Raw genomic sequence first — 12,960 nt, 5'->3', positions numbered from 1 at the left:
TAAGGACAGGTGAGCCAGAGCAGGAGGCTCTACCCGCCGGCAATCATTTGTTTGAGCGTGTCCGCACTAAGCAGCGTCCCAACGGAGACATTCTGCCCGCCCATCGCCGCCTTGGCGGACACCACAGACACAACCGCAGGATTGTTGCCATTGGTCAGTGCCAGAACCGGAGCCCCGGAGGCGCCAAAGTTCACTTCACAGCTCATCACCAGCGTTTCCTGCTGACGGGCCAGAACACGGCACGGGTATTCCAGAATGGGATCGGTGCGGTTGCTGATGGTGTAGCTCAGCACACCCAGCATGTCGCCGCTGGCCAGATTGGCGCCATAGCGCATCGGCAGCACGGAATTCTTTGAAATCGGCTTGCCAAGTTTCAGCAACGCAATGTCGCTGCCCACTTGGGCTTTGCCTTTGTGGCGGTGTATGTAATTCGGGTGCGCCGTGGCAACCGACACCTTGCGAACCGCCTTGGCCTTGCCTTGCTTCAGACCGGCCTGAAACTCGATCTGATGCGGCTTCAGCTTTTTGCCAGTGCGTGGATCATAGAGGCAGTGCGCTGCCGTCAGCACCAGCTCCGGCGAGATCAATGCCCCCGTACACATCGCTTTGCCTGACAACATCAAGCGTCCTACTGCGGCCTCTCCCGGCAGCTTTCCCGTTACGTTTGCTTCAGCATGCAAAACGCCCGGAAGCAGCATCGCAAGTATGGCTATTAGTCTCATGGCACGCATGGTGTCTCCCTCAAATCCTTGAAATCACTTGAACAACCATCTGGGGCAGCATTCGGACCAAATCGGCGCCATTTGCGGTCTGTTTCTGGGGCTTGCAGTGTTCGACTTGCGGCCAAAACAAGGCAGCCTCAAAATTGAGGCGCAGACAATTTGCGTAAAATGCGATGTATATATAAGGAGAGCCCGCAGCACCCTGGGCACAGGCCGTTTGGGAACGTAAGCGCAGATAAAACTGACACTTGCGCCCGCCCTAATTTCGGCCCATTGCTGCGCTAGGATGCGCGAGATGAGAGACAACCTGCACATGACCGATGAGACCTTTGCCCCAACGGCTGAGAACCAGCGCCGCTTCCGCGACGCTCTGGGCTGCTTTGCCACCGGTGTGACCGTTGTCACCGTGCCCACCGCGCAGGGACCGCTTGGCATGACCGCCAATTCTTTCTCTTCCGTCTCGCTTGATCCGCCGCTGGTGCTCTGGTGCCCGGCCCGCAATTCCGAGCGTCACCCGTTTTTTGCCGGGGCCAGCCACTTTGCCATCCACATGCTGCGCGACGACCAGAGCGCCTTGGCCATGGACTTCGCCCGCAACGGCGATCCCTTCGCCACGCTGCAACATGGCACCAACGCCGATCACGTGCCGCTGCTGCCGGATTGCCTGGCCCGCTTTGAATGCCGCACCCATGCGGTGCACGATGGCGGCGACCATGACATCGTAGTGGGACAGGTGGAACGCCTCTGGATTGGCGAAGGCAAACCCTTGGTCTTTGCCCAGTCCCACTTCGGCTGCTTTGACGCCAACGCCTAAGCCCCCACAATTTCAGCGCCTTACACAGCCCCGCTCAAGTTGACGCAGGGTTGCGCCTTTCGCATGGCTTTTCCCCACTATTTTTGTTGTGAATCAAAGTGGGCCCTCCATATTGGGAGCATAACGCGCCAACAGATTACCCTTTTGAGCACTGGAGCCTCCCTTGGAACAGTCCGCCCCCCACGTGAACAGTTTTGACGCCATGCTGGCCGCCACCGCGCCGCTGGACCCGATCGCCACCGCCGTTGTGCACCCCTGTGACGCCGCCTCCCTGATCGGCGCGCTCGAAGCCCGCGACAAAACCCTGATCACCCCCATTCTGGTCGGGCCCGAAGACCGCATCAAGGCTGTCGCTGCCGAGGAAGGCCTCAACATCGACGGTCTGGAGATCATCGACGCCAAACACAGCCACGCCAGCGCTCAAGCAGCTGTACGCCTTGTGCGCGAAGGCAAAGCCCAGGCCCTTATGAAAGGCGCGCTGCACACCGACGAGGTCATGAGCGCAGTGGTCGACAAGGTCACCGGCCTGCGCACCGAGCGCCGCATGAGCCACGTCTTTGTGCTCGACGTGCCGACCTACCCCAAACCGCTGCTGATCACCGACGCCGCGATCAACATCTTCCCCGATCTGATGGTCAAAGCCGACATCGTGCAAAACAGCATCGAGCTCGCCCACGCGATTGGCGTGGAAGAACCCAAAGTCGCCATCCTCTCCGCTCTGGAAACCATCTACCCCAAAATCCCCTCGACCGTAGAGGCCGCCGCACTCTGCAAAATGGCTGACCGTGGCCAGATCACCGGCGGCGTGCTGGACGGCCCGCTGGCCTTTGACAACGCCATCTCGCGCAAAGCCGCCGACGCCAAAGGCATCAAATCTCCCGTGCCGGGAGAGGCCGACATTCTTGTCGCCCCAGACCTTGAGGCTGGCAATATGATTGCCAAACAGCTGATGTATCTCGCCGGTGCCGACAGCGCCGGCCTAGTGCTGGGCGCCCGTGTGCCAATCATGCTGACCTCCCGCGCAGACGGCACACTCTCCCGACTGGTCTCCGCCGCACTGGCGCAACTGATGGTGCACCACAATCTTGGTCGGGATCTGATGTGATGGCAGAGACACACGACGCGTTTCTGGTCCTGAACGCCGGATCTTCCTCCATCAAATATGCCGTCTATGGCGCTGACTTAAAACAAGTATTGCATGGTCAAGTCGACCGCATCGGCCTGGACCCACAATACCATGGCGGCGCAAAACACATCGACGTGCCGGTGGCAGACAACGCCACCCACGCCGAAATTCTCGACTGGCTGCTGACTCATATCGCCGGCCTCTCTGACAACCTGCGCATCATCGGCGCAGGGCACCGTGTGGTACATGGCGGTCAGGATTTTGCCGCCCCCGCACGGGTCACCGACGAGGTGATTGCCAAGCTGCGCACCCTCGCCCCATTGGCGCCGGGGCACCAGCCGCACAACCTCGCGGGCATCGAAGCCGTCGCCCGCCGCTGGCCTGACATCCCGCAGGTCGCCTGCTTTGACACCGCTTTCCACCGTACCCAGCCGCGCATCGCGCAGCTCTTCGCCATCCCACGTAGCTTCTCAGACGACGGCGTGCTGCGTTATGGCTTCCACGGGTTGAGCTACCACTACATCTCCACCCAACTGCCGCACCATCTGGACAAGCCCAATGGCAAAGTCATCGTTGCCCACCTCGGCAACGGCGCCTCGATGTGCGCGATGCAAAACATGAAATCTGTCGCCACCACCATGGGATACACCGCGCTGGACGGTCTGGTCATGGGCCGACGCTGCGGCGAACTTGACCCTGGCGTGATCTTCCACATGTTGCGCGATCGCGGCATGTCCGTTGCCGAGATCGAAGACACATTGGGCACCAAGTCCGGCCTCTTGGGTGTCTCAGACATCAGCTCCGACATGCGCGACCTGCTCGCTTCTGACAGCCCCGCTGCTGCCGAGGCGGTGGACCTCTTTGTCTATCAGGCTTGCAAGAAAATCGGCGCCTTGGCGGCCTCCATGGGCGGCGTCGGCTCTCTGGTCTTCACCGGCGGCATCGGCGAAAACGCTGCCGCCATCCGCGCCCGCATCCTGCAAGGCTGCGCCTGGCTTGGGGCAGACCTCGACGACAAAGCCAACACCGCAGGCAGCGCCCGCATCACAACGGCGGACAGCCGCCTCGACGCCTTTGTCATACCTACTGACGAAGAAGGCATCATCGCGGGTGAAACACAACGCTTGGTTGGCTAACAACAGCGCCCGTCGCACAAGCGACGGGCGCGCTTTCCTGTGACAACCCTAATGACTTCCCAACGAACACCCCCTAGCCTACCCCCATGGATTTGTTTGAACGCTTTGTCACCCTCTGGGTTGTGATCGACCCAATCGGCACGATTCCCGTCTTCATCGCGGTGACTGCCACCATGACCGCGCCTGAGCGGCGTAAAACCGCACTCCTCGCAGCGGCAGTCTCCGCAGGGGTCCTGCTCTTCTTCCTGATCTTCGGCCAACTGCTGATCGACGGCCTTGGCATCAGCCTGCTGTCTTTCCAGATCGCAGGCGGGATTGTGCTCTTCCTCTTTGCGCTCACCATGATCTTTGGCGAGAGCAAACCAGAGAGCGACAAACACGCGGCCGACGCGGACGCTGAACTGACCGAGAAACCCTCACCCGCCGTCTTCCCACTGGCGGTACCGTCCTTGGCAAGTCCCGGCGCAATGCTGGCCATCGTGCTGCTGACGGACAACAACTATGTCGCCATTCCAGATCAGGCCATCACCGCCGTGGTCATGTTGGCCGTGTTAGCCATTGCTTACCTCTGTATGTTGGCCGCTGGGCCGATCATCCGTGTGATCGGCAACTCCGGCGCCGCCATTGTCAGCCGCGTCATGGGCATGATCCTGGCATCCGTGGCCGCCGACCTTGTCATAGGTGCCGCGCTTGAGATTGGAAAATCCGGCCTAGTCTAACAAAATCGGCCAGCACCTCTCGGGGTGCTGGTCGATTAACCAATTGCCGACAAAAATACGCACCTCCGCAAAACAGCCGCGATACCGACAAAATACCGACGTGCAAAACGCCGGTATTTCCGTCAGTTAACGCACCGTTCTATAGGTCGATTTCAATCACCCCACCGGCCTCTTTTGCCCGGCTCTGACACAGGATCACGGACGTCTCGCGCTGTTTGTTGGAGAGCACAAAATCACGGTGTTCTACCTCGCCAGACACAAGCCCGCATTTGCAGACACCACAGATTCCGTCGGCACATTTCACATCCACATGCACCCCGTTTTCCAGAAGCACGTCAGTTGCGATTTTATCAGCTGGAACAAGAAGTTCTCGACCATCCTTGAGCTTCAACGTGAAGTCGAAATTCTCATAGTCCGGCTGCTCCGGCACATTAAAATACTCCAAATGCCGCGCCTCTTCCGGGAAGCCCTGACGCTCAGCTGCTTGCATCACACCCTCCATGAACCGATCCGGCCCACAGGTGTAAACATGCCAGCCGTCTTGGTAGCCACCAAGAACCGCATCCAGATCCGCCCGCGTGCCTTTGTCAGAGAAGTGGAACACCACCTTGTCCGCCCAGGGCATCGCCTTGAGATCATTGATATATCCGGCGCCACCCTCTCGGCTTGCGGAATAATGCAACGCAAAATCCCGCCCCAGATCATGCAGGCGATGGGCAAAGGCAATCATCGGTGTGATGCCAATTCCACCGCCCATCAGAAAGCTCTTGGTCGCATCCTCAACAAGCTCAAAATGGTTGATGGGTTTGGACACAAACACCTTGCGCCCTTCGCGAAAAATCCTGTGCAGGAAGGCACTTCCGCCCCGCCCTTCGTCTTCACGCAACACACCGATCTGATACTTTGACCGATCTTTAGGATCTCCTGACATGCTGTACTGGCGCAAGAACTCCGGCGCGACCAACACATCCAAATGCCCGCCTGCCGTCCATTCCGGCAACTCGGTCCCATCCAAAGTTTGGAACTCATACTTTGTCACATCCGCCGTCATCGGCTCAACATGCGAAATTTTCACCTGCACCACCGGCGCATCTTCGGCGTCCGGCACCACATAACGGTCGATCACACTGTCATCGCCCGAGGCCACACGTGCCTTGTACTCATCCGCAGAAACCATTGTTTCATAAGCCTGAATCCCCGCCTCCCGATCCATCGGGAACGGATAAGGCCACGGATGCGGCGCCAGCGCCGCCGGATACACCGCCAACGTCTGATCCTCATACCTTAGGTCCAGATCTTTCTGCAAATCCCGACGGTTGAGCGGATGTTGGGTTGGCCGATACGCCCCGTCTTCCTCCAATTCAAGATCCCACCACCATTTCTTGGTGTCATTCAGACCGCCATTGCCCACGGCGTCATCGAGCTTCGCCAAAGGTTTGGCAAGGCTGGGGAAATTGCTCGCCGCCCAACGGAATGGGGCTTCTGCAAACAGTCCTTCAAGGTTCCATGGGCAGGTTTTCATACAGCGCCCACACATCGAGCCCCCTGGCGTGGTGATCCGATAGGTCGCACATTTCTGGCTGTCCGACTTCCAAATCTCGTAGCCGTTGAACATCAACTTTGGTCCGGCCGTAATTGCCCCAGAAGGACACTCCCGCGCACATTTGTTGCAGTTCTCACAGAAGTTTTGCAGCCCAAAATCAATCGGTTGGTCGTGATCCATCGGCATATCCGTGGTCACCGCCCCCGACTTCAAACGCGGTCCCAGATAGGGGTTCAGGATCACCTCGCCAATCCGGCTCACCTCGCCCAGACCGGACAACAACAACAACGGAGGTTGCAGCACCTCGCCATCCATCACCGTATGCGCTTTGGCCTTGTAGCCCAGATTGCGGATCTGTTGTGCAATCACGCCGCCCAGCAAGGAAAACCGCAAATAAGCCCGCATCGATTGCGCCACGCTGATCCAGTCATCTCCGCTGGCGCCTTCCATGGTCTCGTAACCCTGATCGACAATCATGCTGATCGCATTGTCATGCACCGGATTGATTGGCGTACCGGTGGCATCGTGGCTATACCACGCCCATACCGGACAGCGGCTTAGCCCCACGGCATCCACACCAAGGAAGTAGGTTGCCGCTTTCAAGTTCGCCGCATTACGCTCTGAATCTGTTGGTTTTTTCACATTAGAGCTTGCGCCATCTTGCAACAGTACAAAGGCCCCCAAAGCCCGCCGCTGCGCCATGCTTGGCGCGGCTTTGCGCACGTAGTATCCGCCCTTGGCCGCGTCCTGTAGCGACTTGCCCATGTCACCAAATTGCGCGCGCGCAAACAGGTCCGCCCGCTTGGGCACCCGCGCCACATTGGCCTCATCGATGTAGGTTGTTGGCGTCTTCACCCGCTTCAAACGCTCAAACGGCTGGGAACCTTTCACGTAATCTCGGTTGCGGTACGGGTCCTGGTTCATTGCCGATTTGGCAAAGCCTTTGCCCAACCACCACGCCGGCCCCTGTGTCTTGAACCAAGGTTGCGCCGCCATCGGCGCCAGTGCCCCGTCATGCGCAAGCTCCATGTCGGTGGTGATCACCGCCAAGCCATACCGCGTTCCCAACCACGGGGCCACCAAAGTGCCGTCTTCACAGGTCACCAATCCCGCTGACAAGGCCACTTTGCCTAGATCCACATCAGACGACGTCGCCGTATGGGCCTTCGCCCCAAAGCCCAACAGCCTGATATAATTGGCAATCACCACGGCACTTTCGGTGGCGCGTAGACAGGCCCGATGGTCCTGTGCGTCCAAAATCCAGTCGCTGCCCGGTTCACCCCGTTCCGGATCACGGTGGTGTTCAATCAAAAACACCAGAGCATGTTTGTGACCCTCAATCGAGCTTGGCGGCATCTCCATGCTGTCTTTCAAATCGGCCATAATCAGGTCGATGCCCGCCGCCAGAGATTTGATTTGCCGCGTCCGCAACGCCCCAGCCAACCGGTCGATATCCGGATTGCGCCGTGGCACATCCAAACGGGCCTCATCGGTCAAGGGACCGACACCAACCATCGAAACGTCATTGAAATACCCAAAGGATTTCAAGTGGTTTGCCCGCTCCACCGGATCAGTGGGCACCTCGGATTGCACGCCGTTCACCATGCCATCACGCAGCGCATCCATCATTGCCTGGAACTCGCCCATAGCATTCACAATGCTCTCGGGCTGCTCCGGCCGGTGAAAGCTCATCACGGGATCATCTGGCACATTGCGCCAGGCAGCAGTGTCCTGCCGCTTTAGTCGTTCCAATGGGTACGGGCCCAGGTGTACTGGCCGCGCCTTGTCGGAAAAAAACTTGATCCCCATGGTATTCCTTCGCGCTGGTCCACCGCGCCATCCCCGGCTCGGCAGTTCTTAACAGGTTCAGTACGTCAGCTTTTTGTAACCATCAACGTCAGTTCGACAGGTGACAGCCCCTCAATTGTGCCGTGAATTCCATCACCTGCAACAACAGGTCCTACGCCTGACGGCGTGCCGGTCATCACCACGTCCCCCGGTCCCAGATGATAAAACTTTGACAGGTGCATCACGATCTCAATCGGCGACCAGACCATGTCATTCAATTTGCCATGCTGGCGCGGGTCTCCGTTCACACTCAGTGCGATCTCTTGATCCGCTATCCCAAAATCCGCCGCGAGGGTCATTTCAGCGAACACCGCCGACCCTTCCACGTCTTTGCCCAACGACCACGGCCGCCGATGGTCTTTGCCATCCTGCTGCCGGTCGCGCCGCGTCATATCAAGAGCACAGCCATAGGCAAAAATCGCGGCCGCTGCCTCAGCCTCACCTGCGTCAAACACCTCCGCGCCAATGGCAAAGGCCAGCTCCATTTCGTGATGATAGTTGGTGGTTCCCGCCGGATAATCCAGCGTCGCGCCGCTCAACACGGCATGTGCTACAGACTTGGTGAAATACCACGGGGCCTCTCGGTCCACCTCTCCACCCATCTCCGCCGCATGGGCCGCGTAGTTCCGCCCAACGCAAAAAATGCGCCGAACGGGATAAGCCGCGGCCTCCCCCTTGACGGGAACCGCAAAAACCTTTGGTGGGTCAAACAAATAGCGCATGATCATTCCTCCCCAAGCCCCTCAAGACATCAAGGAACTTGGACGTTTTAGCGCTATCACGCGTCAGAAGAAAGCCAGCTCACACAGATATCAGGCAAATAGGAAGTTGCGGGGATCGGCCACCTGCGCCAGCGACAACTCGCCTTGCAACAACATACCCCCGTGGTCCCCGACATAAATCACAATGCCTTGTTCCACTTCAGAAATTGTCAAATCGTCGATCGAACTGATGTCATCATAATCCAGCGAAATCACATCTTTGCCTGGCTCGAAGTCAGTGATGATGTCGCCATCCATCATGTCCTCAAGCTCAAACGCAAAAGTGTCAGATCCATTATAGCCCGTCATGGTATCGCGACCGTTTCCACCTTTCAGCGTGTCGCTACCTTGACCGCCGTTCATGCTATCGCCGTCATCGCCCCCGCGTAGCACGTCATCGCCTTCATTGCCCAAAAGCGTGTCTGCGCCTTGATTGCCAGACATGCTGTCATTGCCTTCGCCGCCTTTGAGGCTGTCGTCACCCGCATGACCATACAGCGCGTCATTGCCTTCATCGCCATAGACAAAATCGTCCTGCTTGCCGCCTTCCATACGATCATTGCCTTCGCCGCCACGAATGGTGTCAAACCCTCCGTTGGCGATGATGTTGTCATCGCCCTCGATGCCCAAAATGGAGTCATTGCCGTTGTCGGTGATGATTTCATCGTCTCCGGAGGTGCCAACAACCTGACGCCCTTCGTCCGCAGGCGGCGGCGGGGTGTCGCCAAATTCAAAGACAAGCTGCACCATCTCATAAGGGTTCAGCGACAAGCTCACATCATCGCTGTTCACCGCGACATCTGTCACCGTGGCGCGCACGTCATATTCGTTGAAGTAATAAGGCTCCCCATCAATGATGGTGCTTTCTGCCTGAATATACTCACCATCGTCGCGATATACCCCGTCAGAACTGTCAGCGGAGCGGTCATAGCCCACCTTCACGCCGTAAGCGTTCTCATATCCCGACACCAGGCTGGACAGGTCCAGATCAAGATCCACGGCCTCCCCAGTGCGCGAGGCCACTTGCACCACAACCTTGCCATCTTCCTGATACGCTTGGATTTCCATACGGCCATCATCATTGGAGAAATTGGTCTCCAACAGCTGCATACCCACCAATTCCGAAGACATCACATCAAAGGTCGCGCCGCGCACAGAATTCACAACCCAGCCATCCTCATTCAGGATCGGCATGTCTGACCGTGTCCCGGCCAGCATCGAGGTGGTGTTGTGCACCACCGGCCAGCCATGCGCGGCATCCGCGCCCCAGCTGACCATATACTCCATCATCTCCGGCAGAATACCGGCGGAACGAATGCCGTTCTGCTCCAGATTGGTGGTGCGGATGTTCCATTCCGTCACATGCAGATCAAGCTCTTTGTCAAAGTCGGCTTCCCATATGGCGTAGTCGTTAGGAATAAAGCCTTGCTCGTTACCGTCTCCGGTAAACTCATCATAGTCGCGGCGGTAGTAATAATGCTCCACCACGCCATCGATGGCCTCCCGCGCTTCCTCTGACAACAGGTCAATGATGTGCTGGTTAGCATCATCGCGGCGCTCACCAAACGGACGGTCGTCCACCGACGTATGGTATTCGCTGCCCTCATTTGGCGTGGCCATCTGCACAATGATGCTCGGCTGATCGTCCTCAGACACGCCAGCCCGCTCCATGCCTTCCGCCAAAGCCCGCGCAGCAATATCAGCCTTGGTGCCATAAGCGGTCTCCCCAATGGCCCAATATTCATTGCCAATCTCAATCGCCTCAATCTGATCGGCATAATCCGTGACCATAATTTCGGCAAACCGTGCGATGTCGTCGTATTTGTCCTCATACTCCTCGATCGAGTAGAGTTTGGTGGCAATGACCATGGTGACCTTCACGTCGGTGCCATTGTCATGCGCCGCAATCGCTGCATCCAAAGCATTGCGCACCTCTTCCCGCAGCACCATTTCGCCGTCTTCATTTTCTTCCAACTCAATCACATTGAGCCAGTCGATGCCCTCATTTTCGCCATCCAGGGAATCCCCCTGACCAGCCGGGAAACGGAAGTTCTGAATGTCCAGCGCCCGCGCGCCTTCCACATAGTTCTCAAGCGGCACGCCCATATCGGTGTTCACGCTGAACACTGTATTAGCACCAAACATCTCTTGCGACACGACCATGCCGGTGCCGGATGAACTTTGCAGCGTCATCGACATCTGCGTCGCGTCATTGCCTCCCTGCGTGGAAGGCATGTCTGTGGTTGGACTTGGATCAAAGTTGCCAATCCAGAGCGTATGATCTGCAATCAGATTGGCATCAATCCCATGCATCACCGCCATGATCCGGCCTTCATATTCAAGGATCGCATCTGTGCCGTCTTCGTCTTGATAAATCACCAGGTTTTCGGCCACATCTTCGGCACTCAATGGCGTGCCATCCGGTCCCAAAAGCGTCAGGAACTCCACTTCCTGATTTTCGGTCGAGAACTCGTAGCCATAGATTTCCACCGGCGCCATTCCGTCTTCGGTGGGCACATAGATGTCATAGGCGTCGCGCCCTTCTTGCCCGGCAAGAATGTCTCCAGCATCCGCGGTAAAGTGATCATTCCCGGCACCACCAAGCGCAATGTCCTGCCCCTCAGCGCCGGCCACACTGTCCACGGTGTTGATGACGTCGTCGCCTTCTCCACCGTCCAACGTGTCGGCCCCAAGACCGCCAATCAGCGTGTCGTCGCCCAAGCCGCCATGCATGTCGTCGTCACGCACGACATCTCCGACATCGCCGGTCAACAGATCATCTCCGTCCAAACGCCCCGTCAGCTCAGGTGAGAAGTTCCCAAGCCAATTGGAGTCGGATCGGAAATCTTGGGCTTCATACCCTTCAATCACCACAACCAACTGATCGTTGTAGAAAATGTTCACCCCTGTCCCGTCATCGTTGTCCTCGAGCCGGCCGCCGTTCTCCAAAATGGCGTAGCTTGGGATCAACTCGCCGTTCTCATCCAGCAAGGACAACAGGTCCGTGGCCAGTTCGGCCCCGGGAGGATGAAACAACTGGAAATCCGTGATCGTAACCGGCGCCTCGCCGCCCACAACGACGCCAAAACGGTTCACACCCTCTCCGCCGGTCAGAATGTCGCCATCATCGCCCACCAGCCGGTCGTTGCCGATCCCGCCCAATAGAGTATCCGGCGCCGCATCTTCGGAACCTTCGTCCAGCCCGATCAGCAGATCATCCCCCTGATCGCCTCGTAAATAGTCGACCCCGCCACCGGCAACCAGCACGTCATCACCGGGAGACCCAATCAGCGTATCATCACCAGCGTTGCCAAACAGGAAGTCGTCCCCCTTGCCGCCTTTGACAAGATCGTTGCCCTCATTGCCGCTGATCACATCCACGCCATGCCGGCCAAGCACCACATCATCACCATCGTCACCGTCAATCAGGTCGTTGCCGTCATCGCCATCCAAACGGTCGTTCCCACCCGCGCCCGACATCGTGTCGTCGCGCTCGGTGCCCATCAGCGTGTCGTCACCGTCGGTGCCAGAGACCTCCTCGCCGGGATTGGCCACAAGCGGCTCATCCGCAGAGGTCGCGTCCACCCAACCAAGATCAACAAGAATATCCTCGATGACCCGCACAACATCCCCTGTGGTTTCGTCATCATCGGACGGCGCGTCGGTACCGTCACCGCCAGTCACCGTGTCATCACGCGTGTCCGGCGTGCCATCGCCCGTGTCATCATCAGAGGGTGTGCTTGGATCAACGACACCGGCCGTTAAGCCAGCCAGCAAAGGCAATAGAACGCTCAAAAACAACATAGACTGCCCCCACAGGTTTCGTTGATACTTCAAAATTTGGTCGGAGATAGTGCCAGTAGGACCAGCCTATCGCCAAAATTGTGCAGGCGTTAAGAAAAATTTTATACGAACTGTTTCCAAATCCAGAACAGTTGGTCGCCAGTTGGTTCTTTCCTGAACAAAACAATCAAAATTGAGAAATTCTGCAGTGAAAAAAATGTCCTCGCCAAATTTCTCGCCGTCGAATCTAGACCGCAGACAGAGCATTTTCGAGCCTTAACGAACAAACCGAACATGGACAGATTCGGAAAAACAGCGTTTTCTGAGCGCTCAATTTCAGTGTGCCGTAAAGTTATCGTTTGCAATTTCACAATAGTTTGCAATTACTTAAACTCACAAAGCGCAACCGCACCTCTCATCTACTAAATTATTAGTTGACTGAAAAAAGCGCATTTGACACCTTTAGGCATCCGGCTCTTGGGCTGGTCTACAAACAATTGGGAGGACA

8 protein-coding genes are annotated in these 12,960 nt (G+C 57.5%); 4 read left to right on the top strand and 4 right to left on the bottom strand.

The window, feature by feature from the left end:
- Window positions 1-29: 29 nt before the first annotated feature.
- Window positions 30-731, bottom strand: coding sequence for a trypsin-like serine peptidase (locus JXR15_RS10420; protein ID WP_422053163.1), 702 nt, complete (start codon window positions 729-731; stop codon window positions 30-32).
- A gap of 304 nt (window positions 732-1,035) precedes the next feature.
- Between JXR15_RS10420 and JXR15_RS10415 the strand changes: the two genes are divergently transcribed.
- The 4 genes from JXR15_RS10415 (at window position 1,036) to JXR15_RS10400 (ending at window position 4,517) form a co-directional block, all read left to right on the top strand.
- Window positions 1,036-1,536 carry a flavin reductase family protein gene (locus tag JXR15_RS10415; protein ID WP_422053712.1) on the top strand — a complete coding sequence of 167 codons (501 nt, stop codon included), beginning with the start codon at window positions 1,036-1,038 and terminating at the stop codon, window positions 1,534-1,536.
- A 163-nt stretch (window positions 1,537-1,699) separates the two neighbouring features.
- Window positions 1,700-2,641 (top strand): bifunctional enoyl-CoA hydratase/phosphate acetyltransferase, encoded by a 942-nt coding sequence (locus JXR15_RS10410; RefSeq protein WP_422053162.1) that lies wholly within the window; start codon window positions 1,700-1,702, stop codon window positions 2,639-2,641.
- The gene (locus JXR15_RS10405; RefSeq protein ID WP_422053161.1) at window positions 2,641-3,798 is read left to right on the top strand and encodes an acetate/propionate family kinase; all 1,158 of its coding nucleotides are present in this window, start codon (window positions 2,641-2,643) and stop codon (window positions 3,796-3,798) included. Before JXR15_RS10410 ends, JXR15_RS10405 begins: the two co-directional genes overlap by 1 nt.
- A gap of 86 nt (window positions 3,799-3,884) precedes the next feature.
- Window positions 3,885-4,517 (top strand): MarC family protein, encoded by a 633-nt coding sequence (locus JXR15_RS10400; protein WP_422053160.1) that lies wholly within the window; start codon window positions 3,885-3,887, stop codon window positions 4,515-4,517.
- Between the two features lie 139 nt (window positions 4,518-4,656).
- Here the strand turns inward: JXR15_RS10400 and JXR15_RS10395 are convergent, their stop codons facing one another.
- The 3 genes from JXR15_RS10395 to JXR15_RS10385 all read right to left on the bottom strand — a co-directional run bounded on the left by JXR15_RS10395 (window position 4,657) and on the right by JXR15_RS10385 (window position 12,473).
- A complete protein-coding gene (locus JXR15_RS10395; RefSeq protein WP_422053159.1) occupies window positions 4,657-7,869 on the bottom strand; it encodes a 2Fe-2S iron-sulfur cluster-binding protein in 3,213 nt (1,070 codons plus the stop codon).
- A gap of 65 nt (window positions 7,870-7,934) precedes the next feature.
- On the bottom strand, window positions 7,935-8,630 hold the full coding sequence (locus tag JXR15_RS10390) for a fumarylacetoacetate hydrolase family protein (RefSeq protein ID WP_422053158.1): 696 nt from the start codon (window positions 8,628-8,630) through the stop codon (window positions 7,935-7,937).
- A 90-nt stretch (window positions 8,631-8,720) separates the two neighbouring features.
- Window positions 8,721-12,473 carry a calcium-binding protein gene (locus tag JXR15_RS10385; protein ID WP_422053157.1) on the bottom strand — a complete coding sequence of 1,251 codons (3,753 nt, stop codon included), beginning with the start codon at window positions 12,471-12,473 and terminating at the stop codon, window positions 8,721-8,723.
- Window positions 12,474-12,960 lie beyond the last annotated feature (487 nt).

The organism is Shimia sp., from assembly GCF_049116215.1.
Taxonomy (GTDB): domain Bacteria; phylum Pseudomonadota; class Alphaproteobacteria; order Rhodobacterales; family Rhodobacteraceae; genus Shimia.
Note: the sequence above shows the minus strand (reverse complement) of the source record. Positions and strands in the feature narration are given on the sequence as shown.